The following is a 23,425-nucleotide window of genomic DNA, read 5'->3' as shown; positions in this document are numbered from 1 at the left end:
AACTGCATGAAAAAAGCCCTTCTGGTGGTGAGCTTCGGCACCAGCTATCACGACACCTGTGAAAAAAACATCGTTGCCTGCGAACGCGCGCTGGCGGCCAGTTGCCCGGATCGCACCCTGTTTCGCGCGTTCACTTCCGGCATGATCATTCGCAAGCTCAGGCAGCGCGATAACCTGCATATCGATACCCCGCTGGCCGCGCTGCAAAAGCTGGCGGAACAGGGTTATCAGGATGTGGCAATCCAGTCGTTGCACATTATCAACGGTGATGAGTACGAAAAAATTGTCCGTGAAGTACAAACGATGCGCCCTCTCTTTAAACGGCTGGTGATTGGTGCGCCGCTGCTTAGCAGCCATGAAGATTACCTGCATCTGATGCAGGCGCTTTCACGCCAGATGCCGCTGGTCGCCCCCGATGAACGCGTGGTGTTTATGGGCCACGGAGCCAGCCATCATGCTTTTGCCGCGTATGCCTGCCTTGACCATATGATGGCGGCGCATCGCTTCCCGGCGCGCGTTGGCGCGGTGGAAAGCTACCCGGAAATCGACGTGGTGATCGACAGTTTGCGCCACGAAGGGGTGAAAGCCGTGCACTTGATGCCGCTGATGCTGGTGGCCGGCGATCATGCGATTAATGACATGGCATCGGATGATGAGGATTCATGGAAAACGCAGTTTGAACGCGTCGGTATTGCAGCCACGCCGTGGCTGCAAGGGTTAGGCGAAAACGCTGATATCCGCGCGATGTTTGTTCAGCATTTACAGCAGGCGCTAGAGCAATCGCTGGAGGTGGCGGCATGAACGGAAAGCTCTACGCACTGAGCACCGGGCCGGGGGCTGCGGATCTTATCACTGTGCGCGCGGCGCGCATTCTCGGAACGTTGGATGTGCTGTATGCCCCGGCCGGGCGCAAAGGCGGCGACAGCCTGGCGCTGTCGATTGTGCGCGAGTATCTCGGTGAACAGACGGAGGTGCGCTGTTGTCACTTCCCGATGAGCGCCGACAGCGCAGAAAAAGAGGCGGTGTGGGATGAGGTTGCCGCCGCGCTGGAGGCTGAAGTGCAGGCAGGTAAGCAGGTCGGTTTTATTACGCTTGGCGACGCCATGCTGTTCAGCACCTGGGTGTTTTTGCTGCAACGTCTGCAACACCCGGAAACGGTGGAAATTGTTCCCGGCGTCACCTCGTTTGCAGCCATCGCCGCGCGGGCGCAAACACCGCTGGCGATGGAGCAGCAATCGCTGGCGGTAGTGTCCTGCACCGCGCCGGAAAGCGATATCCGCCAGGCGCTGGCGCAACACGACAGCCTGGTGTTGATGAAAGTCTATGGCCGTTTCGCGCGGATCAAAGCGCTGCTGGCCCAGGCTGGGTTGCTCGACCATGCGCTGCTGATGGCGGAAGCCACGCTGCCGGGAGAGCAGTGCTGGCGACAGCTTGCCGGGGTGAGCGACGATCAGCCGCTGCCCTATTTTTCGACCATTCTGGTGAATAAACAGTGGGAGAAGGCCTGACAGCCCCTGATGTGCGAGGGCAACCTGTGTTCAACCGCGAGGTTGAGCGGAGGGGGCCGGGCATGGGGTAATTATTGCGTTATCGTCAGCCGTGAGATTGCTTTATTCTGCATGGCTTGTGACGAGTAAAACGGCACGGCGAGCAGCAGTGCCGCTATATAAACCAGCCCGCATGCGGGCGAGGCAGGTTAAGGAGGCGCCATGACGCAGGCCATTATGCTGCAAGGCACCGCATCGGACGTGGGCAAAAGCGTGCTGGTGGCGGGGCTTTGCCGTATTTTTCATCAGGACGGGCTAAAAACCGCGCCGTTTAAATCGCAGAATATGGCGCTTAACTCCGGTATCACTGCGGACGGCCACGAGATGGGGCGGGCGCAGATATTTCAGGCTGAAGCGGCGGGTATCCAGCCGGATGTGCGTATGAACCCGGTGCTGCTCAAACCAACCAGCGATCGCAAAGCGCAAGTGGTGCTGATGGGGAAAGTCGCGACCGATATGGACGCCGTGAGTTATCACGACTATAAACCGCGCCTGCGCGAGCAGATTATCCGCGTTTACCAGAGCCTGGCGCGGGAGTATGACGCGCTGGTGCTGGAAGGGGCGGGCAGCCCGGCGGAGATCAACCTGCGCGACCGGGATATCGTCAATATGGGCATGGCGGAGATGGCCGCTTGCCCGGTCATTCTGGTGGCAGATATCGACAGAGGCGGCGTTTTTGCCGCGATTTACGGCACGCTGGCGCTGCTGCAGGAACACGAACGCTGGCGGGTGAAAGGGGTGATCATCAATAAGTTTCGCGGCGATGTCGCGCTGCTCACCCCGGGAATTAAGCAGATAGAAGACTTAACCGGCGTACCGGTGATTGGCGTCATGCCGTGGCTGGAGGTCGACCTTGAAGATGAAGACGGCGTGGCGTTACAGCGCGGAAAATACGTGCGCACCGGCGAGCGAGCGCTGGATATCGCCGTGGTGCAACTCCCGCATATCTCTAACTTCACCGATTTCAACGCGCTCGCCGCTCAGCCGGATGTGCGCGTTCATTACGTGCGTACGCCAGATGAGCTGCAAAACGCCGATCTGCTGATCCTCCCCGGCAGTAAAAACACCCTTGGCGATCTCAACTGGCTGCGCGAAAGCGGGCTGGCGAAAGCGATGCTGGAACGCCATCGTGCGGATGTACCGATTATTGGCGTCTGCGGCGGGTATCAAATGCTTGGCGAAACCATTATTGATGAGGTGGAATCCGGGCTGGGGCAACAGCCAGGGCTGGGGCTGCTGGAGACGGTGACGCGGTTTGCCCGTGACAAGACCACCACGCGGGTCGAGGCGAGTTTGCCGGAGACGCTGCCCGGCTGGCTGGCACCCTGCGCCGGGCTATCGCTGCGCGGTTATGAAATTCATCTGGGTGAAACCACGCTCAGCAATGGTTGCCAGGCGGCGCTGTGGTTGCAAAAAGCGGGGCAGCGCGTGGCAGACGGCGCGATCAGCCGCGACGGTCTGGTGTTTGGCACCTATCTGCATGGCTTGTTCGATAGCGATACTTTCACCCGCACATTGCTTAACGGGCTGCGCCAGCGTAAAGGGCTACCACCGCTGGATGCGCGCGTTGATTATGCGCGGTACAAAGCGCAGCAGTTTGATATCCTCGCCGACGCCATGCGTCAGCATGTGGACATTGATCGTATTTATCAGATTATGCAGCAACATCAGGAGCAAGCATGTTAACCCTTGTTACCGGCGGTGCGCGCAGCGGCAAAAGCCGCCATGCTGAATCGCTGGTCGCGAATGCAAAAACGGTGCTCTATATCGCCACGTCGCAAATCTTTGATGATGAAATGGCGGCGCGTATTGAGCACCATCGGCAGGGACGCCCCCGACACTGGCGTACCGAAGAGCGCTGGCAACAGTTATCAGACGTCATTACTCCGCATAACGATCCCAATGAAGCCGTATTGCTGGAATGCATCACGACGCTCGTCACCAATCTGCTGTTTGCTTCTGGCGCGGGCGACGACCCGGAGAACTGGGATTACGCCGCGCTGGAAGCGCAGGTTCAGCACGAGATTGAGCAACTGATTGCCGCCTGTGCGGCGTGCCCGTCACCGGTGGTGCTGGTGACCAATGAAGTGGGCATGGGCATTGTGCCGGAAAACCGCCTGGCGCGGCATTTTCGCGATATCGCCGGGCGCGTCAACCAGCGGCTGGCGCAGGCGGCGGATCACGTCTGGCTGGTGGTGTCCGGGATTGGAGTCAAAATCAAATGATCAAATTATTCTTCGCCACGCTCTCGTTTATCAGCCGGTTGCCAGTGCCTGGCCGTTGTGTTCAGGGGCTGGATGTCGCGGACTATGTGCGCGGTATTGTGACATTTCCCCTGGTAGGGCTGCTGCTTGGGGCGCTCAGCGGTATCGTCGTGCTGGTGCTGCAACCCTGGTGCGGCGTGCCGCTGGCGGCGTTTTTTGGCGTGCTGGCGCTGGCCTTGTTAACCGGCGGTTTTCATCTGGATGGTCTGGCGGATACCTGTGACGGCGTCTTTTCCGCGCGGCGGCGCGAACGGATGCTGGAGATCATGCGTGATAGCCGGCTTGGCACCCACGGCGGCCTGGCGCTGGTGTTTGTGCTGGTTGCCAAAATCCTGGTGATCAGCGAGCTGCAACTTCGCGGTGTCAGCATGGTTGCCGCACTGGCGATGGCCTGCGCCGCCGGACGCGGTTGCTCAGTGTTACTGATGTTCGGCCATCGCTATGCTCGCGAAGAGGGGCTGGGCAACCTGTTTATCGGCAAGGTTTCCGGCAGAGACACGCTGGTTACGCTGACGATCACCGGGTTGCTGGCGATTGCCATATTAGGTTTGAAAGGAATTATTGCGCTGCTGGTGACGCTGGCGGCGATCTTCCTGTTGGGCCACATGCTTAAACGTACGCTGGGTGGGCAAACCGGCGACACGCTGGGCACCGCGATTGAACTTGGCGAACTGGTCTTTCTTCTGGCGCTGCTCTGAACAGCCCGCAACATAACGAGAAACAACATGCAGACATTGACGACACTCCTGGCAAGTATCCCGTCTCCCGATAATGTAGCGATGGCAAAGGCGCAGCAACATCTGGATGGTTTACTGAAGCCGGTTGGCAGCCTTGGACGGCTGGAAGCATTAGCGGTGCAACTGGCGGGAATGCCGGGGTTAAACGGCAAACCGTTTAGCGGTGAGAAAGCCATTGTGGTGCTGTGCGCCGATCATGGTGTCTGGCATGAAGGCGTGGCGGTATCTCCGCAGGTGGTCACCGCGATTCAGGCGGCGAATATGACGCAGGCGACGACGGGTGTTTGCGTGCTGGCCGCGCAGGCTGGTGCGAAAGTGCATGTACTGGATGTCGGCATTGATGCCGATCCGATCCCGGGTCTGGTGAATATGAAAGTCACGCGCGGCAGCGGCAATATCGCCACCGGCCCGGCAATGAGCCCGCAGCAAGCCGAAGCGTTGCTGCTGGAAACGATGCGCTACACCCGAGCGCTGGCGGCGCAAGGCGTGCAACTGTTCGGCGTCGGTGAACTCGGCATGGCGAACACCACACCGGCGGCGGCGGTTGTCAGCGTGTTGACCGGCGAAGAGCCTGAACAGGTGGTTGGCATTGGCGCAAATTTGCCGGAAAACCTGCTCGGGCATAAAGCGCAGGTGGTGCGTAAAGCGATTGCCGTTAACCAGCCCAACCCCGACGATGGCCTTGCGGTGCTGGCAAAAGTGGGGGGGTACGATCTGCTGGGAATGACCGGCGTGATGCTTGGTGCGGCGTCGTGTGGTTTGCCGGTGGTGCTGGATGGTTTTCTTTCTTACGCTTCCGCGCTGGCGGCGTGCCGCATTGCGCCACAGGTAAAACCGTATCTGATCCCTTCACATCTGTCGGCGGAAAAAGGGGCGCGCCTGGCGCTGGAACACCTGGGGCTGGAACCCTATCTCAATATGGGTATGCGTTTAGGCGAAGGCAGCGGCGCGGCACTGGCGATGCAACTGGTGGATGCGGCTTGTGCTGTCTACAACAACATGGGCACGCTGGCGGCGAGCAATATTGTGTTGCCGGAAACGAAATAACGATCTCCTTTGCCGGGTGGCGCTCTGCCTTGCCCGGCATTACCCTTCTTTTTGCATCGCCTGCAGCAGCGTATCCAGCAAACCTGGAAAGCAGGCGTCGAGATCTTCGCGGCGCAGGGAGATCATATTTTCCCGCCCCTGCGGGCGCTGCCAGACCACGCCGCTATCGCGCAGTACGCGCCAGTGATGTGTCATGGTCGATTTCGCCACATCTTCCGGGCGCAGGGCGTTACAACTTAATTCGCTGCCATCGGCAAGCCGCTTGATCATCGCCAGGCGCAGGGGATTGCCAAGGGCAAAGAGCACATTTTCAAGGCGAAATTGCTCACGTTCGGGGTGGTTAGCGATCATAATCTTCCTGTGTCGGCGGTGGCTGTGCTGGAAAAGCCGCAGCCCGTATCGGCGGCTGGGCCGGTACTATACGCAAACTGCTTTGCGAAAGCCACGAAGTCAATCGCGGCTCAACCAATCGTAAGAATAGCAAAAATAGTTCGAATATACTCGTACAGTTGTACTATCATAGATGCCGTGAATACATAGCGGCCAATTCCGGCCGCGAACTAACCGTCAAATGACTAAGGACGCATCATGCCCCGACCCATCCCCCTCGAACGTTATCGCAACATCGGTATCTCCGCGCATATCGATGCCGGTAAAACAACCACCACTGAGCGCATTCTGTTTTACACCGGGATGAGCCACAAACTGGGTGAAGTACACGATGGCGCGGCAACAACCGACTGGATGGCGCAGGAGCAAGAGCGCGGCATTACCATTACGTCTGCGGCGGTAAGCTGCTTCTGGCCTGGTATGGACAGAGGGTTTGAGCCGCACCGCATCAATATCATCGACACCCCCGGGCACGTGGATTTCACCATTGAGGTGGAGCGTTCCATGCGTGTGCTCGACGGCGCGGTAATGGTGTATGACTCCGTCGGTGGCGTGCAGCCGCAGTCCGAAACCGTGTGGCGTCAGGCTAATAAATACCATGTGCCGCGTCTCGCGTTCGTCAACAAGATGGACAGACCCGGCGCGGATTTTTTCCGCGTGGTGCAGATGATGATCGACCGCCTGAAAGCCAACCCGGTGCCGATTGTGATCCCGATTGGCGCGGAAGAGCACTTCACCGGTGTGGTGGATTTGATCAAAATGCGCGAAATCATCTGGGATGACGCGACGCAGGGTATGACTTTCAACTATGGCCCGGTACCGGATGATCTGATGGCAACCGCGCTGGAGTGGCGCGAGAAAATGATCTCTGCGGCGGCAGAAGCCAGTGACGAGCTGATGGATAAATATCTGGAAACCGGCTCGCTGGATGAAGCGGAAATTATTGCCGGCCTGCGCAAACGCACTGTCGCCGGGGAAATTCAGCCGATGTTATGCGGCAGCGCCTTTAAAAATAAAGGCGTCCAGCGCATGCTCGACGCGGTGGTGGAGCTGATGCCGTCGCCGCTGGATATCCCTGCCATTCAGGGCGTGGATGAAAAAGGCCAACCGGCAGAGCGCCATGCTAATGACGACGAACCGTTTTCGGCGCTGGCATTCAAACTGATGACCGACCCGTATGTGGGCCAGCTTACCTTTATCCGCGTCTATTCCGGCGTGCTGAAAAAAGGGGATGCGGTATACAACCCGGTGAAAGGTAAAAAAGAGCGCATCGGACGTATTGTGCAGATGCATGCCAACGATCGCCATGAAGTGGATGAGCTGCGCGCCGGCGATATCGCCGCCTGCGTTGGCCTGAAAGATGTCACCACTGGCGACACGTTAAGCGACCCGGATAAAGTGATCACCCTGGAGCGCATGGAGTTTCCTGAGCCGGTGATTTCGCTCGCTATTGAGCCGAAAACCAAAGCGGATCAGGAGAAGATGGGTATCGCGTTGCAACGGCTGGCGTCGGAAGATCCGTCATTCCGCCTGCATACTGATGAGGAGTCCGGGCAGACGATTATTTCCGGGATGGGTGAGTTACACCTGGAAATTATTGTCGACCGCATGAAACGTGAGTTTGGCGTGGAGGCGAATATCGGTCGCCCGCAGGTCACATACCGCGAAACCTTGCGTAAAACCGTGAAGGATATCGAAGGTAAATTTGTGCGCCAGTCCGGCGGTAAAGGGCAATATGGCCATGTGGTACTGACGCTTGAGCCGCTGGAGCCGGGTAGCGGCTTTGTATTTGAAGACGCCACCAAAGGCGGCGTGGTGCCGCGCGAGTATATTCCTTCTGTGGAGAAAGGTTTGCGCGAAGCCATGAATAACGGCGTGCTGGCGGGTTATCCGGTGGTCGATGTGAAGGCAACCCTGACATTTGGTTCCTATCACGATGTCGACTCCTCGGAAATGGCCTTCCGCATGGCGGCGATCTTTGGTTTCAAAGAGGGCGCGCGCAAAGCGGATCCGGCAATCCTGGAGCCGATCATGCATGTGGAAGTGGAAACGCCGGAAGAGTACGCCGGGAACATTATGGGCGATCTCTCTTCCCGTCGCGGGATGGTGCAGGGCATGGAAGAGCGTTTCGGTAGCCAGATTATCCGCGCCGATGTGCCACTGGCCGAGATGTTCGGCTACTCCACCACGCTGCGATCCATGTCGCAAGGCCGCGCGACCTACAGCATGGAATTCCACCACTATGCGGAAGCACCGCGCAACGTGGCGGATGACATCATCGCCAGCCGTGCGAAAGAATAACACCTGCGCGGTAACAAAAAACCCCGCCCCGGCGGGGTTTTTTCTTGTGTGAAGCCGGATCGTAAAATCAATGCAACGCTGTAATTTGCCGCTGATATTCAGGAATCACGCTTCCATTGCTATCCATCTGTGCATGCATACCCCGTCTGAACGCCGCATTATTTCAATATAGAATTTGATCTATATAGTTTTTGATCTATATTTATGGGGTGTGCTGTGTGGCGGATAACAATGACGCAGACGTTTGAAAAATGGTTTGATGCACTGGGGGATAACGATCGCGCCAGTGTGCTGGCGGCGCTGATGGTACTTCGGGTTAAAGGCCCGCAGCTACCAAGGCCTTATGCGGATACGGTAAAAGGCTCGCGTTATAACAATATGAAGGAGCTACGCATACAAAGCCGGGGCGAGCCGTTTCGGGTCTTCTATGCCTTTGATCCGCAGCGCGTGGGCATATTGCTTTGCGCTGGCAACAAGGCGAGTCATGAGAAACGCTTTTACGATGTGATGATCCAGATTGCAGATCGGGAGCTAACGCACCATCTGCACAAGATAAAAATTAAGGAGTAACGCGATGAGCAAAACGCTGGAACAGCTAATTGCCGAACAAAAGGCCGAGGTTGTCACCGCTGCGCAGTCACTCGCGCAAGAGATGCTGCTCAATATCCACCTTGCCGAGCTGCGTGAGCGGGTACAAAAAACGCAGATTGAAATGGCGCAGGAGTTGGGGCTGAAACAGCCCACGGTCGCCGTGATGGAAAAGCAAGGGCGGGATATTAAACTTTCCACGCTGAAGCGCTACGTGGAAGCGACAGGCAGCAAGCTACGCATTGATATTGAGCTGCCGGATGGCTCGCACTATGGCTTTGCGCTGTGAAGCGATAACATGCTGTAAAAAAGAGAAAACCCGCAAAGCAAACTATCATTAGCAAATACCCGTTGCGCCCGAGGAAAAGATGATGCGCTGCGTTAAACTCCTTTGCTGTTGTGTTGCTTTACTCTGCGCCCAGGGCGCTCAGGCCGTAAGCTATCCGCTGCCGCCGGAAGGCAGCCGTCTGGTGGGAAGCCCGCAAACTATCACCATTGCGCAGGGAAACACGTTACCGCTGGAAGCGTTTGCCGCGAAGTACGGTCAAGGGCTGAGTAATATGCTCGAAGCCAACCCGGATGCCGATCCCTTTTTACCTAAAGCCGGTTCACAACTGGTCATTCCGCAGCAGGTGATCCTGCCCGCTACCGTCCGCGAAGGCATTGTGATTAACGTTGCGGAAATGCGTCTTTACTATTACCCGAAAGATTCGAATACCGTCGAGATCTTACCGATTGGCATCGGCCAGGCCGGACGCGAAACGCCGCGCAACTGGGTGACTGCGGTGGAACGCAAGCAGGAGGGGCCAACCTGGAGACCCACGGCGAATACCCGAAAAGCGTACGAGAAAGAGGGAAAAACCTTACCTGCGTTTGTACCCGCCGGGCCGGATAACCCGATGGGGCTGTATGCCATTTATATCGGGAAGCTGTACGCCATTCATGGCACGAATGCGAATTTTGGCATTGGGCTGCGCGTTAGTCAGGGCTGTATCCGTTTACGCAGCGATGACATTAAATACCTCTTCGACAATGTATCTGTGGGAACGCGGGTGCAGATTATCGACCAGCCGGTCAAAATCACCACCGAGCCGGATGGCAGCAGTTGGGTTGAAGTTCACGAACCGCTATCGCGCAATCGCGCCGAGTTTGAGTCCAGCAACAAAGTGCCGCTGCCTGCCACCCCGGTACTACATGCGCTGATGAAAGGCGAAGGCATCGATGCGAACCGGGCAAACCAGGCGCTGGAACGCCGTTCCGGTATGCCGGTAAATATTAGTGCGCCTGTGGTGAATCATCCGATTGATAAACAATCGCTATAGAATGGTTTATCAATAAATTTGAACCTTAAGGTTAAACAATCGGTATTTATTCTTCTCATGGAGTGCGTAGAGTAAGGGCAATCCTGGACGGGTAATGAATCCCGTCTGCTGATTACCTCTCTGAACAGAAGGACAACGACGCCATGAAGAAGATCGGATTTTTGTCATTTGGTCACTGGACACCTTCGCCGCAATCGGCGACGCGTTCAGCGGCTGACACGCTGCTGCAATCCATCGATCTGGCGGTTGCCGCTGAAGAGCTTGGTGCTGACGGCGCGTATTTTCGTGTGCATCACTTTGCCCGCCAGCTCAGCTCACCTTTTCCGTTACTGGCCGCTATTGGCGCTAAAACGCACAAAATAGAGATTGGCACTGGCGTTATTGATATGCGCTATGAAAACCCGCTGTATATGGCAGAAGATGCCGGTGCGGCGGATTTGATTTCTGGCGGGCGTTTACAACTGGGCATCAGCCGGGGTTCACCGGAACAGGTTGTTGATGGCTGGCGCTATTTTGGCTATCAGCCGGCGGAAGGCGAAACCGATGCGGATATGGCGCGCCATCATACACAAACGTTTCTTGATGTGCTGCGCGGCGAAGGGTTTGCCAAACCGAACCCGCAACCAATGTTCCCGAACCCACCAGGCTTGCTGCGCCCGGAACCCTGGTCTGAAGGTTTGCGCGAACGTATCTGGTGGGGCGCAGGCTCAAACGCGACAGCGGTTTGGGCGGCAAAACTGGGGATGAACCTGCAAAGCTCCACGCTGAAAAATGATGAAACCGGCGAACCGTTCCATATCCAGCAGGCGCAGCAGATTCGTGCCTACCGTGAAGCCTGGAAAGCAGCAGGGCACTCGCGCACGCCGCGCGTCTCTGTCAGTCGCAGTATTTTTGCGCTGGTGGACGATCGTGACCGGGCTTACTTTGGTGGCAGCCGTGACGACAGCGATAAAATCGGCTTTCTTGATGAGAAAACCCGTGCTGTTTTTGGCCGCAGCTATGCAGCAGAACCGGATAAATTGATCGAACAGCTGAAACAGGATGAGGCCATTGCCGAAGCAGATACGCTACTGCTGACCGTGCCGAATCAATTAGGCGTGGATTATAATGCGCACGTGATTGAGTCGATTCTTAAGCATGTCGCGCCGGAAATGGGCTGGCGTGATTGATTGGTAACTGCAGTTGAAAGCATAACCTCCTCCTCGTACGGCGCACTATAAAGCGCCGTACTCCGCTTTGCCGGGCTGAAATTTATCACCAACACTTAAGCCAAAGACGTAGTCGGCGCAGGCATTGTGCTTTACACTGCGCGCTGCAAAAACAGAGCAAATGAACGATTAAGTAGGTGGTAAGGCGATGAACGGAAAGATCACAACCTGGTTTAAAGATAAAGGCTTCGGATTTATCAAAGATGAAAACGGGGAAAACCGTTACTTTCATGTGATTAAGGTCGCCAACCCTGAGTTGATTAAAAAAGATGCGGCAGTAACGTTCGAACCCACGACAAACAACAAAGGGTTGTCTGCTTATGCAGTGAAAGTGGTCCCCGAAAGCAAATACATCTATATCGCAGGTGAACGAATTAAGCTCACATCGATTAAATCTTATCTGGTGTACAGCGAAGAAGTTCCCGCTGATATCCGCATCGATAAAGACAATGCGGTGCTGTCCGTTGGCGCGCTGATGGGAAGTATCCGGCCTAAATCAGCGGCTAAGCCTGGCGAAATGCGCTCGCTAAAAAAACTGGCAATCACCACCTTTCAGGGAACGACTCTGATCTTCTCCGAAGACGAGATAGACGTGGATGCGACAGTTAAGTTGCTTAAAGTCTAAATACCCTGATTGGTTTACTGCCGAAACCAGCGTTTTATAAACCGTGTTTCGCCGTCGTTTACTGTTCGCTATGGTACTTTTCTTCTCAATCAGCCCCCAGAGTAATACTTTCGCCCCGTGGATAATGTGCGGTGGCGAACGCAATGTCTGCTCTTCGCGGGTAATGAGTCGATCCCGCAATCTGGTCTCTTAACAGCAATTACAGCTATAATCCGACACATTGTTCAACCGGTTTACAGAAGAAAATGACAAAACTCACGTTACAAGAGCAGATGCTCAAAGCGGGATTAGTAACCAGTAAGAAAATGGCCAAAGTCCAGCGTACTGCCAAGAAATCACGCGTTCAGGCGCGTGAGGCAAGAGAGGCAGTGGAAGAGAATAAAAAAGCGCAGCTTGAGCGCGATAAGCAATTAAGCGAGCAACAAAAACAAGCGGCGTTATCAAAAGAATATAAAGCGCAGGTGAAACAGCTTATTGAAATGAACAGGATCACTATTGCCAAAGGCACTATTGATTTTAACTTCACAGATAATAAGCTAATTAAAAAAATAGTGGTGGATAAAAATACTCAGGCGCAACTAATTAGCGGTCGTCTCGCTATTGCTCGTCTGGTTATTGATGGCAATGGTGAGAGTGAGTACGCGATTATTCCGGCAATCGTAGCCGATAAAATTGCTCAGCGGGATGCGAACAGTATTGTATTAAACAGCGCGCTTAGTCAGGAAGAGCAAGATGAAGATGATCCGTACGCGGATTTTAAAGTGCCCGATGATTTGATGTGGTAATAACCACTACAAACGATCTCAATCTCTGGGGGAATATATGAGTAACGAAGTACCGCTTAAATTTTATGACATCGTGGATGAGTATTCGACAGAAACCGAAAAAACGGTAAAAGAATCAGAACGCGATGCGCTGGCACACTATTTCCAGTTGCTGATTACCCGTTTGATGAATAACGAAGAAATCAGTGAAGAGGCGCAGCAAGAGATGGCCAATGAAGCGGGTATTGATGCGCTGCGTATTGATGAGATTGCGACATTTCTGAATCAGTGGGGCAACGAGTAACCTCTGTTGCCATGATTCCTGAAAGCACGAAGGTGGATTTTTTATGTCCGCTCACAGTCGGAAGCGGACATCGCAAATATCCCTGAACGTGAAAAAAATTAGTAGAGGATATTTGCCATCGCTTTGTACCGTTCAGGTAACGCGCTGTTCAGCGCCAGGACTTTTTCAAGAATAGAGAATGTCGGCTCCCCTTTCGCCCGTTCGCACTCGACGATTGCGGAACGTATTGTCGCCGCTGCCGTAGAAATGTTATTGAAATAGTCTTCTGATTCCGCCGTCTGTAATTCGCCTGAAATGGCGTAACGGACAATTGGCCAGTCTGTAAAATCAATTAACGGGAACGCTTCTTTATCGGGTGATATATTGGCTAATAACAACGCTTCCGCTTTTTTGTGATCATTTTGTGCAGTTGAAAGGAGCTGTAAACGATATTTGATTTTTGACAGAGTGTCGTCATTTACTTTTTGTGACGAGAGCGCCGCAACAAAAGCGGATAACTCATCCTCAGGTGGGCTGTGATCATAATGCGTATTCCGCTGGGCTTCAGAAAGAGGCTGAGTATTATTTGATGCGATTTCAATTAAATAATTTAAAATTTCTAAAGTCATTTACTATGCCTTATGAATTTTTTGCGCGGTCCGGGTTGGCGATAATAAAAATAGTGCTGGCAGCTTTTTATCGCTGTTAATAAAACCCATGTCGAAAATAACGCATGGCATGCCAGATTATGAAAGGTGCTGTGGAGTAACGTTTTTAAAACGTTACTCAGCTCCTGTTTCATATTTAAATAGCATCGCTCAAGCAGGTTTACGCGGTGAGTATCATTGATGGTGTGTCGTTTGAAAAACGAAAAATTGTGCGGCCTGGTGTGAGTTCAACTCAACATGGTTAACAACGATAAGGTTTTTCTGCTGACGTGAGGCAGGCTCATGCGAGGAATGATACGGCCTGTATTCACTGTTTATTTTTCTTCGAACAGGCTCCGGCATTTAGTAAACCACCTGCATTTGTGGCACAAGCCCCTCAAAAACGGGGCCTGGTTTAAGCAAAAAAGTTCAGCGTACTTGCCTCAGACATGGGGTGTTTTGCGTTGAAGGCGGTTAATCACTACTGCGCTGCTATGCTTTTTCCTGCGGTTGCAGTTGATAAATCCATGCCGTCACATGTTTGCCGTCGAGCGTGGTCACCTCCACCTGAACACGATCGTAGCCCTCTTCAAATTCATCCAGCATCTGCCAGTGCGCTGCCAGGTTAGCGGATAAAAACAGGTAACCATCAACCCGGGAACCGTCCTTATCCAGCACAATACCAGGGAAATCGGCGGCTGCGCCCCAGCCATATTCATAAAACGTTCCCGTAACGTAACCCGGCAGCCACTCTCCGCCGATAGTTTCCAGAATATAGGCATTCGAATGACCGGGGCGAAGCGTACCGTAAACAAACAATGATTCCATTTTTCCTCATTATCTAACGCAATGAATAACCAGCAGAATGATCATCAACATACGTTTAAGCACTGCAGTTCGCAACTGGTAGGAATCGGGTAAGCGGTTGTGACATCCCGGGGAAGTGCTCAGGGTTATTACCGGCATTGAGAATGTACTTACTAATAACTCCATGATTTATGATTCACTGAGCAACCGGCTTTCATTATTGCGGCTCAAAACATGCGGTCGGGCAGTTATCAAACCTGCCGGTGATGTGTCAGGCGAGACTAAAAGCATCAATTTCAAACAGTGGTTTCGCTGAAAACACGCAATGATAGCCTGTTTTAATAAAATGCCATGGAACCGGCTGAGCGGAATGTTATTTCCATCGGCAGTATGCATATCCCACTGCGGGCGTTGCCAGCACGCATCGCAGAACTCCCTCAGGATCAACTGATAGTGTGTTACTGCAAATCCGGGAGCCGTAGCAAACGCGCTATCCTGTTTTTACAGGATCAGGGATTTACCCACGTTGTTAACCTTACCGGCGGGGATGATGGGGCTAACACAAAGCGAAAAGCAAAATTTGTGCTAATGGGATGGGTTGTATGAAAGTTGATGTGTTGATGCGTCTTGGCCCCCGTTTCTTCTTATTGCAAACGGGCACATCGCTGGGCATGGTATCGGGGCATATTTTCCGACTGGCTATGGCCTGGTGGTGCCTGCAAATCACGCACTCTGCGGTCACTTTTTCTTCACTGATTGCGATATCCGTGGCGGCAGAGATTTACCTTAAACCGTTTCTGGCGTCATTTGGCGATCGCTTCAATCGCATCAAATTTATCATTGCCTGCCAGTTCGCTGTTTCAGGGATCATCGCATTATTCTGCATGGCTAGTTATCTGGGGTATTTCAATTTGGTGGCTATCACCTCGGGACTCGTGGTGATGAGCGCTATCTCATCTGTGCGTGAGCCAACGATTATGGGGCTAATTCCCGATCTTGTTGCAGAAGGAGAAGTGACGCAAGCTATATCGCACCGGTCGACCATCAATTCCATTATTATGTTGACAGGTCCGGTGATTGCGGCCTCGCTTATTTCGGTTTTTTCAGCAGGGGGTGCGCTGTACATTTCTGCACTGGTTTACGCATTGTCCAGCATCGCGCTTATTATTTTATTGTATAAATATGATGTGGACGCCGTTTCAACGGGCGAAAAGGAGAGCTGGTTTTATAAAACTAAGGGAGCATTTAAAGCGATTTACCATGTTAAATCTGAGTTTCATATTGCACTGGTCTCCTCTGTTATTAATTTTACGATGTTCCCTTTCTTTTCCGTGACGATACCGTACTGGATCAGCACTGAATTAAAGCTTCCCGCTACCTATCTTGGTGCATTCGAATTCTCATTTGCTCTGGGGCTGATTGTTAGCAGTCTTTATATTAATGCTATCGTAAGAGCATGGGCGGGGCGGCTCAATAATGTTTTATTTGGTTTTGTCCTTTTGGGCAGTAGCGTCATGGCAATTGTCTTGATGGGAAATATCTATATTTCTATTGCGCTGGCGTTCTTCAGCGGTATGGCGTTTATTTTTATCAATGTTAACCTCAGTACGCTGCGCTCAACCGCAACGCCGCGTAATTACCGAACAAGAATGAGCGCCATGGCAAGCTTTTTATCCAGTCTGGTAAACCCTTTTGGCGTGGCCATTGCTGGCTGGTATATCAGTGTGTTGGGGGTGGTTCCGTTTACCGTTATTTCCGGTGCCGTTGTGGTGTTCATTGCTCCCGTTATTTTATGTTCGTTTCATTTGCGGCGGGCACTTTCACTTGATGAAGTTGAAATGAAAGGGTATTACGAAAAAGCCTATCCGGCCGCATTTTATAAACGCGGGCAGCAAAAACAGGACGCATAAAGGATATTTAACAGAAGCGCTTTGACGTTATGACCAGACTTTGCATGGTTGCCATTCTGGCAACCATGCTGAGTGTGTTTTCTCTGTGACTGGTTTCTGTTGGGTCTAAGGCGTCTTTCCGGTGACGACTCGGTTATTAATGGCGTACACCGTGCATTTGCCCGCGCCCGGACGCTGCTCCTGTTGGCAGATATTTAGCGCCGTTTCTGCGGCTTCATGGCTGTTCCTGGCCCAGTACGCAGCGCCCCAGTCGCCGTCCTCGTCTGTGGCAAAGGCTTTTTCATAGCGTTGTGTTGCGGCATATTCTGAGAACGCTTTTTTACCGGCGGCATTGAGCGCAGGCGGTGCAGGCAGGTGCGTTTCGGGCAGAGGCACAGCTTCGCTGGCCGGTAAATGCTGCTGTTTTAGAAATGTGGCCACCGTCTGCCACCAGAAACTTTCCGGCGCTGAATCCATAAAGACATGTCCGTTGTTGCCGAAGGCCGGCATCGTGATGAATTGCGCCGTGTGGCCTCCCTGTTGATAGGCATCGAACATCTCTTTGCCCATCGACGGCGGGAAGGATTTATCATTTTTCGCATACAGCCACAGGGACGGGATCTGCGCTGTTTTCCCGTAACGAGCGTAAGCTTGCAGCAGACCGGCTTTATCGCAGAGTGATTTCCCGTCAATAGCCCCTCGTCCGCCGTCGAAATTGATCACTGCCTTAACGCCTGGTGGGTTAGCCGCGCCAGCGGCAATTACCGCAAAACCGCCTGCGGACATCCCGGCCAGGATGGCGTTATCGGGTGCGGCCCACGGCTGGCGGCGCACGGCATCGAGGGCGGCGAGCAGATCACGGGTGTCCTGCGCACCGGCCTGCATATGTAGCGGTTGCGCGCAGGAGCCATCGGCATACTCCGCCGCACCGCTTGATTGTCCGTACCCCTGACGCAGGACAACCACCGCCGCATAACCGTGGCGCGCAAAGGCGATAGCCGTTGAGGCATAACGGTTCGGGTTGATTATCCAGCGATCAAACTCTGCAGTGCCAACGGTTCCATTCGTGATTAACACCACGGGCAAAGGCGTCTGGCTGACCATGCGTGTGACAAAGGCATCCAGCACGGCGGGCTGGCCATTATCTAAAGTCACCGCAAGCAAAAGCGGCTCTCTTATCAGCCCGTCAATCTGCTGGTATTGCGGGGCTTGTGCGGGATCATCAGCATGGCCTGCAGCAGTAAAGAGGAGGAGGGCGGTGGCGAAAAGAGAGTTTGCCAGACGAGTCGTAGAAAGGTTACGCATGGTAGTGAACCCTGAAATGTGTGGCCTGAATAGATGCCGGGTGATTGGCGACCTGGCGTGCTGGTCACCTGTTTTTATGCTTTATGGCGCGCGGTATTGATTACGCATGTCCATGATTTCTGCAAGCCGCGAACATAGCATTAAAGTAAGCAAATATTTTCAACGGATTGCGCAACAGGTTCAGCGCGATGATGCGCAGCTGGAAAGGTGCATTTGGGGAGGGGGAAATTTATCGCGATCTTTAGCGGAACGATAAAAGCAAAAAAGCCTGCTTAAAAGCAGGCTTTTTTAAATCTGGCTCCTCTGACTGGACTCGAACCAGTGACATACGGATTAACAGTCCGCCGTTCTACCGACTGAACTACAGAGGAATCGTTGTGGAGGCTTATCTTAGCGGCGAAAAATCTTTTGTCAAACCTCATTTCTCGCACGGTGTGCTGACTGCTGAATCCATCGACAATTTGCGCTTGTTATCATCGATTTCTGCGGAAATGCTTTGCAGGATCAGGGTTTCTCCCCCATCATTTGAAATGTGATTTCACCTTTCGCGGCTAAGGACCAATTTGAACGTCGTCACTCCTCTTCGCCACGCTGTCATGCGCACGCCGTGGTACAGAAAGCGTAAAAGCTACCGTGTTTTATTCTGGCGAGAAATCACCCCCCTTGCCGTACCTATCTTCCTCGAAAACACCTGTGTCCTGATGATGGGCGTGCTCAGCACCTTCCTCGTAAGCTGGCTGGGCAAAGAGGCGATGGCGGGAGTAGGGCTTGCTGATAGCTTTAACATGGTGGTGATGTCGTTTTTCGCGGCTATCGACCTGGGCACCACGGTGGTGGTGGCCTTCAGCCTCGGTAAGCTGGACGGCGAGCGGGCGAGGGCAGCGACGCGCCAGTCGCTGGTGATCATGACCCTGTTTTCGATTGTACTGGCGGCGGTGATCCACTACTACGGTACGGAAATTATCGATTTTATCGCCGGGGCGGCAACGGCAGACGTCAAAGCGCTGGCGCTGACCTACCTCGAACTGACGGTGCTCAGCTACCCTGCTGCAGCTATTGCGCTGATTGGCAGTGGTGCGCTGCGCGGCGCGGGCAATACCAAAATCCCGCTGTTGATTAATGGCGGCATGAATATCCTCAACATTCTTATCAGCAGCGTGCTGATCTACGGTCTCTTCGGCTGGAAAGGGATGGGTTTCGCCGGGGCAGGGCTGGGGCTGACCATTTCGCGCTACATTGGCGCGGTGGCGATTATCTGGGTACTGATGATTGGCTTTAACCCGGCGCTGCGCATTCCGCTAAAAAGTTATTTCGAAAAGCTCAACTTCAGCATCATCTGGGAAGTGATGGGCATCGGTATTCCTGCCAGTATTGAATCGGTGCTGTTTAACGGCGGCAAGCTGCTGACGCAGATGTTCGTTGCTGGCATGGGCACTAACGTTATCGCGGGTAACTTTATTGCTTTCTCCGTCGCCGCGTTGATCAATCTGCCGGGTAATGCGCTGGGTTCTGCCTCCACGATTATCACCGGTAAACGGCTGGGTAAAGGGCAGATAGGCCAGGCGGAGCGCCAGTTGCGTCATGTATTCTGGCTCTCGACGCTGTTACTGACCGCGCTTGCCTGGGGAACCGCGCCGTTTGTCGGCATTTTCGCCTCGTTTTACACCCGGGAAGAGGATGTAAAAGAGGTGGTTAAAGTGCTTCTCTGGCTTAACGCGGCGTTTATGCCCATCTGGGCGGCCTCCTGGGTGCTGCCAGCCGGGCTGAAAGGCGCGCGTGACGCCCGTTTCGCCATGTGGGTGTCAATGCTTGGAATGTGGGGCTGTCGCGTCGTCGCCGGTTATACCCTGGGGATTATGCTCGGTATGGGCGTGGTTGGGGTCTGGCTTGGGATGTTCCTTGACTGGGCGGTGCGCGGCGCGCTGTTTTACTGGCGTATGGTCAGCGGACGCTGGCTGTGGAAGTACCCGAAGCCGCAAAAAAGCGCCATTTCTGCGCAGAATGGAGAATAATTCGGCAAACGCGCCAAAATGTGAAAAACAGCCTTTGACAAGGGCCAGGGGCATCGCTAATATTCGCCCCGTTCACACGATTCCTCTGTAGTTCAGTCGGTAGAACGGCGGACTGTTAATCCGTATGTCACTGGTTCGAGTCCAGTCAGAGGAGCCAGATTTAAAAAAGCCTGCTTTTAAGCAGGCTTTTTTGCTTTTCTGCACTCTTACATCCGTTGACTGGCGCTTTGCCCTGCGTAGCTATTTTTTGAAGCGCCATAATACCATAATGGCAAAAGCGAACGACGCCGCCACGCCTGGCTTATCAGGCCGGGTGGCGATAAGCTGGCAAAAACACTGAAGCGTTACCCCTGCACTTTTAAAATAAAACCCGCCGCGGCGAGTTTTTTGAATAAAACGAATATTTAGCTCGCCTGTACGCGCAGAGGTGCAGTGGCGGTAAACAGCCACGCGCGGGCGTCGTCATCAACCAGCGGCGACAGGGTGTCGCGCACCTGCTGGTGATAGTCATCCAGCCACTGCTGCTCCTGTTCGCTAAGCATGCTCCACTCCACCTGGCTTAAATCAATGGGGATAAGCGTCAGCGAAGCAAAGCGGCAGAATCCCGGCTGGCTTTCCACCACTTCCACCTGGTTTTCAATACGAATACCGTAGTTGTCCGCTAAATAGTAACCCGGCTCGATAGTCATGATGTTGCCCGCCGACAGCGGCCACGGATTGACCTTTTTCGCAATGCGCTGCGGCTGCTCATGGATCAACAACTGATGACCAACGCCATGGCCGGTGCCGTGGTCGAAATCCAGCCCTAAATCCCATAGCGCCCGGCGCGCAAACGCATCCAACTGGTGGCCGTGCGTACCGGCAGGAAATTGCAGGGTGAACATCGATAAAAAGCCTTTCAGCACGGCGGTGTAATGCAACCGCTGCTGAGCATTGAGCGCGCCAAACGACAGCGTACGCGTCGCGTCAGTAGTACCGTTCTGGTACTGGCCGCCGGAATCATTCAGATAGAAGTTGGCGCTGGTGATGGCTTTGTTGGTTTTTTCGCTGCTGTGGTAATGGCACATCGCCGCATTGCTGGCTGAGGCTGAAATGGTGCTGAAACTCTGCTCAATAAAGCCGGACTGCCGCTGGCGGAATGTCAGCTGTTTTTGCTGCGCTTCCAGTTCGGTTATCGGGTTGCCCGCCGCTTCACGTGCGGGTACTTCGCGCGCCAGCCAGGCGAGGAAATTAACCCACGCTGCGCCATCCTGCTGGTGGCTTTCGCGGTAGCCTGCCAGTTCGGTGGCGTTTTTATGCGCTTTGATAAAGGTAATAGGATCGGCACTCCATAGCACCTCGCCACCCCGCTGTTCAATCGCGAAACGCAGCGCCACCGGCGCGAAATCACCATCAAGCAGGATGCGTTTCCCGGCGGCGATTTGCTGGCAGCGCGGCAGGAAGGCGTCAAAATCATGCAGCGTCAGCGTTGAGGTGAGCTGCGCAGATAAACCGGTGGTTTTCTGCAGGTTCACAAACCACTCGACGTTTCCCTCGCGGCTAAGCAGGGCAAATGAGTGCGCCACCGGGTTCATTGCAATGTCTGAACCACGAATATTCAGCAGCCAGGCGATGTTATCCGGCAGCGTGATCGCCAGGTAATCCGCGCCTTTTTCCGCCAGCACCCGCGCGATGCGTGCGCGTTTATCGGCGCTACTTTCACCGCTTATCGCCAGCGGCATCTCACGAATGACGCCGCACGGTGCCGCCGGGCGGTCGGCCCAGATGGCATCGAACGGATCGCTATCCAGCGCCACCAGTTCACAGTGCGTAGCGTTCAGCGCCTGAAACTGGCTATTAACCATCAGCAGTGGCTCAAAACCGATGCGGCTGCCCGCAGGTAAGGAAGCGTTTAACCACTGATCCAGCGGCTCGTTGTGCAAATGGTGGATCTCAAAATCATGGAGATCGACTTCACTACGCACCTGCACCTGGTAGCGGCCATCCACGAACAGCAGCGCCTTGTCGCGCAGCACCAGCGCCAGACCGGCAGAACCGGTAAAGCCCGTGAGCCACTGGAGTTTATTGTCATGTGGCGCACAATCTTCGCTCTGGTGCGCATCGGCGCGCGGAACAATCATGCCGTCAAGCTCCAGGGCGACCAGGCGATCGCGTAACGCTTGTAACGGTGTTGGGGTTTGCATGGTTAATCCTTTTTAATTGTTATCTGAATGGCGGTTCGTTAAAGGTGCGCAATTTACGCGAGTGCAGGCGGTCGCCCTCTGCGCGAAGCAGATCGATGGCGCGGATGCCAATTTGCAAATGCTCGGAAATCGCCCCTTCGTAAAAACGGTTGGCCTGGCCGGGGAGTTTGATCTCGCCGTGCAGCGGCTTATCCGACACGCAAAGTAAGGTGCCATACGGCACGCGGAAGCGATAACCCTGGGCGGCAATGGTGGCGCTTTCCATATCTATCGCCACCGCGCGGCTCAAGTTAAAGCGCAGTGAGGAGGCAGAATAGCGCAGCTCCCAGTTGCGATCGTCGGTGGTGACCACCGTGCCGGTACGCAGCCGCTGTTTGACCTCCTCACCCGGCATGTCGCTCACCGCTTTGGTCGCGTCATACAGCGCACGCTGTACTTCGGCGATGCTCGGGATCGGAATATCCGGCGGCAGCACGGCGTCCAGCACGTGGTCGTCGCGCAGGTAGGCATGCGCCAGCACGTAATCACCAATCGCCTGGCTTTCCCGCAGGCCGCCGCAGTGGCCAATCATCAGCCAGACATCCGGGCGCAACACGGCCAGGTGATCGCAAATGGTTTTCGCGTTCGACGGGCCCACACCAATATTAATCAGCGTAATTCCCTGACCGTCAGCGGTGACCAGGTGCCATGCCGGCATCTGGTGCTTTTTCCACGCCAGATCAGAAATCGCCTGCTCAGGCGCTTCCGTATCGGCTGTGATCCAGTTACCGCCCGCGCAGGAGAGCGCGACGTAAGGGCTATCGGGGTTGAGGATCTCGTTACAGCCCCAGCGCACGAACTCATCGACATAACGCGTGTAGTTGGTAAACAACACAAACGGCTGGAAGTGTTCAACCGGCGTGCCGGTGTAGTGGCGCAGTCGCGCCAGCGAGAAATCCACGCGGCGCGCATCAAAATGGGAAAGCGGGTAAAGCTCAGTCGGGTGGAACAGGCCATCGGCGGTCTCGTCGCCAATCTGCGCCAGTTCGGTAGTGGGAAAATGGCGCGTTAAGCCCGCGCTCATTGACCTGTCGAGCGTCAGCTCCGAACCGTCAATCACGTAAGGGTACGGGATTTCATGCGCCGATAACCCCACCTCAATGTGTGCGCCATAGTCCTGACACAGCAGTGTTAATTGTTCGAGTAAATAGGGACGAAACAGCGAAGGACGGGTGATGGTGGTGGTGTAACAGCCCGAATGGGTAAAGCGGGCGTAGGCGCGGGTTTTTGGTGGATTCGTCGCGCTGCCATTCCAGCTTACGGATAACTGCGGATAGACGAATAACCCTTGTGCGCGGGCGTCGGTATCAGGAAGCTGGCCGTCGTCAATATAGCGAGCGATCGCCTGACGAAGGGCCTCGACGGAACGGTCATACAGCGCTTCAAGTTGATCCAGCGCTTGTTCCGGGGTCAGATTTGCACCCTTATTATTCATCTTTATCTCCTTATCTGCTCTACGGCTGTAGC

24 protein-coding genes and 2 tRNA genes are annotated in these 23,425 nt (G+C 54.3%); 19 read left to right on the top strand and 7 right to left on the bottom strand.

Going from position 1 to position 23,425, the window contains the following annotated elements:
- The first annotated feature begins 6 nt into the window (after positions 1–6).
- From cbiK to cobT, 6 genes are all read left to right on the top strand, one after another.
- A complete protein-coding gene (gene cbiK / locus IP581_RS14370) occupies positions 7–801 on the top strand; it encodes a sirohydrochlorin cobaltochelatase (protein ID WP_086873092.1) in 795 nt (264 codons plus the stop codon).
- Positions 798–1,508, top strand: coding sequence for a cobalt-factor II C(20)-methyltransferase (locus tag IP581_RS14365; RefSeq protein WP_193820681.1), 711 nt, complete (start codon positions 798–800; stop codon positions 1,506–1,508). Before cbiK ends, IP581_RS14365 begins: the two co-directional genes overlap by 4 nt.
- Positions 1,509–1,709: 201 nt before the next feature.
- Complete coding sequence (locus IP581_RS14360; RefSeq protein ID WP_193820680.1) at positions 1,710–3,233, top strand: cobyric acid synthase; 1,524 nt, start codon at positions 1,710–1,712, stop codon at positions 3,231–3,233.
- Entirely contained in the window at positions 3,227–3,772 is a 546-nt protein-coding gene (gene cobU / locus IP581_RS14355) for a bifunctional adenosylcobinamide kinase/adenosylcobinamide-phosphate guanylyltransferase (protein WP_193820679.1), read from the top strand. Before IP581_RS14360 ends, cobU begins: the two co-directional genes overlap by 7 nt.
- The gene (gene cobS / locus IP581_RS14350) at positions 3,769–4,509 is read left to right on the top strand and encodes an adenosylcobinamide-GDP ribazoletransferase (protein ID WP_193820678.1); all 741 of its coding nucleotides are present in this window, start codon (positions 3,769–3,771) and stop codon (positions 4,507–4,509) included. Before cobU ends, cobS begins: the two co-directional genes overlap by 4 nt.
- Positions 4,510–4,536: 27 nt before the next feature.
- The gene (gene cobT, locus IP581_RS14345; protein WP_193820677.1) at positions 4,537–5,595 is read left to right on the top strand and encodes a nicotinate-nucleotide--dimethylbenzimidazole phosphoribosyltransferase; all 1,059 of its coding nucleotides are present in this window, start codon (positions 4,537–4,539) and stop codon (positions 5,593–5,595) included.
- A gap of 39 nt (positions 5,596–5,634) precedes the next feature.
- Here cobT and IP581_RS14340 read toward each other — a convergent pair whose 3' ends face one another.
- A complete protein-coding gene (locus IP581_RS14340) occupies positions 5,635–5,946 on the bottom strand; it encodes an ArsR/SmtB family transcription factor (protein ID WP_017458424.1) in 312 nt (103 codons plus the stop codon).
- A 237-nt stretch (positions 5,947–6,183) separates the two neighbouring features.
- Here IP581_RS14340 and fusA point away from each other — a divergent pair, with 237 nt between their 5' ends.
- The 8 genes from fusA to IP581_RS14300 all read left to right on the top strand — a co-directional run bounded on the left by fusA (position 6,184) and on the right by IP581_RS14300 (position 13,097).
- A complete protein-coding gene (fusA, locus tag IP581_RS14335) occupies positions 6,184–8,286 on the top strand; it encodes an elongation factor G (RefSeq protein WP_193820676.1) in 2,103 nt (700 codons plus the stop codon).
- Between the two features lie 216 nt (positions 8,287–8,502).
- Positions 8,503–8,856, top strand: coding sequence for a type II toxin-antitoxin system RelE/ParE family toxin (locus IP581_RS14330; protein ID WP_407659109.1), 354 nt, complete (start codon positions 8,503–8,505; stop codon positions 8,854–8,856).
- Positions 8,857–8,860: 4 nt separating this feature from the next.
- Positions 8,861–9,163 (top strand): helix-turn-helix domain-containing protein, encoded by a 303-nt coding sequence (locus IP581_RS14325; RefSeq protein ID WP_086873084.1) that lies wholly within the window; start codon positions 8,861–8,863, stop codon positions 9,161–9,163.
- Between the two features lie 82 nt (positions 9,164–9,245).
- Positions 9,246–10,196 carry a L,D-transpeptidase gene (ldtA, locus tag IP581_RS14320; RefSeq protein WP_193822704.1) on the top strand — a complete coding sequence of 317 codons (951 nt, stop codon included), beginning with the start codon at positions 9,246–9,248 and terminating at the stop codon, positions 10,194–10,196.
- A gap of 143 nt (positions 10,197–10,339) precedes the next feature.
- Positions 10,340–11,365, top strand: a complete 1,026-nt coding sequence (locus IP581_RS14315) for an LLM class flavin-dependent oxidoreductase (RefSeq protein WP_097399495.1) — start codon at positions 10,340–10,342, stop codon at positions 11,363–11,365.
- 187 nt (positions 11,366–11,552) lie between these two features.
- Complete coding sequence (locus IP581_RS14310; RefSeq protein WP_086873081.1) at positions 11,553–12,029, top strand: cold-shock protein; 477 nt, start codon at positions 11,553–11,555, stop codon at positions 12,027–12,029.
- A gap of 245 nt (positions 12,030–12,274) precedes the next feature.
- A complete protein-coding gene (locus IP581_RS14305; protein WP_097399496.1) occupies positions 12,275–12,814 on the top strand; it encodes a DUF2058 domain-containing protein in 540 nt (179 codons plus the stop codon).
- A 37-nt stretch (positions 12,815–12,851) separates the two neighbouring features.
- Positions 12,852–13,097, top strand: a complete 246-nt coding sequence (locus tag IP581_RS14300; protein ID WP_097399497.1) for a DUF2543 family protein — start codon at positions 12,852–12,854, stop codon at positions 13,095–13,097.
- A gap of 98 nt (positions 13,098–13,195) precedes the next feature.
- Here IP581_RS14300 and IP581_RS14295 read toward each other — a convergent pair whose 3' ends face one another.
- Positions 13,196–13,705: a hypothetical protein gene (locus tag IP581_RS14295; RefSeq protein ID WP_193820674.1), complete on the bottom strand. Its 510-nt coding sequence runs from the start codon at positions 13,703–13,705 to the stop codon at positions 13,196–13,198.
- A gap of 510 nt (positions 13,706–14,215) precedes the next feature.
- Positions 14,216–14,551: a gamma-glutamylcyclotransferase family protein gene (locus IP581_RS14290; protein WP_193820673.1), complete on the bottom strand. Its 336-nt coding sequence runs from the start codon at positions 14,549–14,551 to the stop codon at positions 14,216–14,218.
- A 330-nt stretch (positions 14,552–14,881) separates the two neighbouring features.
- On the opposite strand from IP581_RS14290, the gene IP581_RS24140 reads away from it, so the two are divergent.
- Positions 14,882–15,136: a rhodanese-like domain-containing protein gene (locus IP581_RS24140; RefSeq protein WP_097399500.1), complete on the top strand. Its 255-nt coding sequence runs from the start codon at positions 14,882–14,884 to the stop codon at positions 15,134–15,136.
- Positions 15,133–16,440, top strand: coding sequence for an MFS transporter (locus tag IP581_RS14280; protein ID WP_193820672.1), 1,308 nt, complete (start codon positions 15,133–15,135; stop codon positions 16,438–16,440). The genes IP581_RS24140 and IP581_RS14280 overlap by 4 nt, the downstream gene beginning before the upstream one ends.
- A 105-nt stretch (positions 16,441–16,545) precedes the next feature.
- On the opposite strand, the gene IP581_RS14275 is transcribed toward IP581_RS14280, so the two are convergent.
- Both IP581_RS14275 and IP581_RS14270 read right to left on the bottom strand, forming a co-directional pair.
- Positions 16,546–17,724: a dienelactone hydrolase family protein gene (locus IP581_RS14275; protein ID WP_193820671.1), complete on the bottom strand. Its 1,179-nt coding sequence runs from the start codon at positions 17,722–17,724 to the stop codon at positions 16,546–16,548.
- A 295-nt stretch (positions 17,725–18,019) separates the two neighbouring features.
- Positions 18,020–18,095: transfer RNA gene (locus IP581_RS14270), tRNA-Asn, on the bottom strand.
- A 6-nt stretch (positions 18,096–18,101) separates the two neighbouring features.
- Here IP581_RS14270 and IP581_RS24135 point away from each other — a divergent pair.
- The 3 genes from IP581_RS24135 (at position 18,102) to IP581_RS14260 (ending at position 19,893) form a co-directional block, all read left to right on the top strand.
- On the top strand, positions 18,102–18,260 hold the full coding sequence (locus tag IP581_RS24135; protein WP_228007769.1) for a DUF5951 family protein: 159 nt from the start codon (positions 18,102–18,104) through the stop codon (positions 18,258–18,260).
- 27 nt (positions 18,261–18,287) lie between these two features.
- Complete coding sequence (locus IP581_RS14265) at positions 18,288–19,736, top strand: EmmdR/YeeO family multidrug/toxin efflux MATE transporter (protein WP_193820670.1); 1,449 nt, start codon at positions 18,288–18,290, stop codon at positions 19,734–19,736.
- A gap of 81 nt (positions 19,737–19,817) precedes the next feature.
- Positions 19,818–19,893, top strand: a tRNA-Asn gene (locus IP581_RS14260).
- A gap of 247 nt (positions 19,894–20,140) precedes the next feature.
- Here the strand turns inward: IP581_RS14260 and IP581_RS14255 are convergent.
- The gene (locus IP581_RS14255; protein ID WP_193820669.1) at positions 20,141–21,919 is read right to left on the bottom strand and encodes an aminopeptidase P family protein; all 1,779 of its coding nucleotides are present in this window, start codon (positions 21,917–21,919) and stop codon (positions 20,141–20,143) included.
- A gap of 19 nt (positions 21,920–21,938) precedes the next feature.
- The gene (locus tag IP581_RS14250; protein WP_086873064.1) at positions 21,939–23,393 is read right to left on the bottom strand and encodes an AMP nucleosidase; all 1,455 of its coding nucleotides are present in this window, start codon (positions 23,391–23,393) and stop codon (positions 21,939–21,941) included.
- Positions 23,394–23,425 lie beyond the last annotated feature (32 nt).

This window comes from Kosakonia pseudosacchari, assembly GCF_015167415.1.
Taxonomy (GTDB): Bacteria; Pseudomonadota; Gammaproteobacteria; order Enterobacterales; family Enterobacteriaceae; genus Kosakonia; species Kosakonia pseudosacchari.
This window is presented reverse-complemented; position numbering and strand designations above follow the sequence as displayed.

What these genes read in the sequence shown, in the direction of transcription:
- cobT (WP_193820677.1), top strand. Translation starts at nt 4,537, where the DNA reads ATGCAGACATTGACGACACTCCTGGCAAGTATCCCGTCTCCCGATAAT.
- IP581_RS14300 (WP_097399497.1), top strand. Translation starts at nt 12,852, where the DNA reads ATGAGTAACGAAGTACCGCTTAAATTTTATGACATCGTGGATGAGTAT.
- IP581_RS14325 (WP_086873084.1), top strand. Translation starts at nt 8,861, where the DNA reads ATGAGCAAAACGCTGGAACAGCTAATTGCCGAACAAAAGGCCGAGGTT.
- IP581_RS14315 (WP_097399495.1), top strand. Translation starts at nt 10,340, where the DNA reads ATGAAGAAGATCGGATTTTTGTCATTTGGTCACTGGACACCTTCGCCG.
- IP581_RS14255 (WP_193820669.1), bottom strand. Translation starts at nt 21,919, where the DNA reads ATGCAAACCCCAACACCGTTACAAGCGTTACGCGATCGCCTGGTCGCC.
- IP581_RS14280 (WP_193820672.1), top strand. Translation starts at nt 15,133, where the DNA reads ATGAAAGTTGATGTGTTGATGCGTCTTGGCCCCCGTTTCTTCTTATTG.
- IP581_RS14360 (WP_193820680.1), top strand. Translation starts at nt 1,710, where the DNA reads ATGACGCAGGCCATTATGCTGCAAGGCACCGCATCGGACGTGGGCAAA.
- IP581_RS24140 (WP_097399500.1), top strand. Translation starts at nt 14,882, where the DNA reads ATGGAACCGGCTGAGCGGAATGTTATTTCCATCGGCAGTATGCATATC.
- IP581_RS14250 (WP_086873064.1), bottom strand. Translation starts at nt 23,393, where the DNA reads ATGAATAATAAGGGTGCAAATCTGACCCCGGAACAAGCGCTGGATCAA.
- IP581_RS14295 (WP_193820674.1), bottom strand. Translation starts at nt 13,705, where the DNA reads ATGACTTTAGAAATTTTAAATTATTTAATTGAAATCGCATCAAATAAT.
- cobU (WP_193820679.1), top strand. Translation starts at nt 3,227, where the DNA reads ATGTTAACCCTTGTTACCGGCGGTGCGCGCAGCGGCAAAAGCCGCCAT.
- ldtA (WP_193822704.1), top strand. Translation starts at nt 9,246, where the DNA reads ATGCGCTGCGTTAAACTCCTTTGCTGTTGTGTTGCTTTACTCTGCGCC.
- cbiK (WP_086873092.1), top strand. Translation starts at nt 7, where the DNA reads ATGAAAAAAGCCCTTCTGGTGGTGAGCTTCGGCACCAGCTATCACGAC.
- fusA (WP_193820676.1), top strand. Translation starts at nt 6,184, where the DNA reads ATGCCCCGACCCATCCCCCTCGAACGTTATCGCAACATCGGTATCTCC.
- IP581_RS14290 (WP_193820673.1), bottom strand. Translation starts at nt 14,551, where the DNA reads ATGGAATCATTGTTTGTTTACGGTACGCTTCGCCCCGGTCATTCGAAT.
- IP581_RS14310 (WP_086873081.1), top strand. Translation starts at nt 11,553, where the DNA reads ATGAACGGAAAGATCACAACCTGGTTTAAAGATAAAGGCTTCGGATTT.
- IP581_RS14305 (WP_097399496.1), top strand. Translation starts at nt 12,275, where the DNA reads ATGACAAAACTCACGTTACAAGAGCAGATGCTCAAAGCGGGATTAGTA.
- IP581_RS14365 (WP_193820681.1), top strand. Translation starts at nt 798, where the DNA reads ATGAACGGAAAGCTCTACGCACTGAGCACCGGGCCGGGGGCTGCGGAT.
- IP581_RS14340 (WP_017458424.1), bottom strand. Translation starts at nt 5,946, where the DNA reads ATGATCGCTAACCACCCCGAACGTGAGCAATTTCGCCTTGAAAATGTG.
- cobS (WP_193820678.1), top strand. Translation starts at nt 3,769, where the DNA reads ATGATCAAATTATTCTTCGCCACGCTCTCGTTTATCAGCCGGTTGCCA.
- IP581_RS14275 (WP_193820671.1), bottom strand. Translation starts at nt 17,724, where the DNA reads ATGCGTAACCTTTCTACGACTCGTCTGGCAAACTCTCTTTTCGCCACC.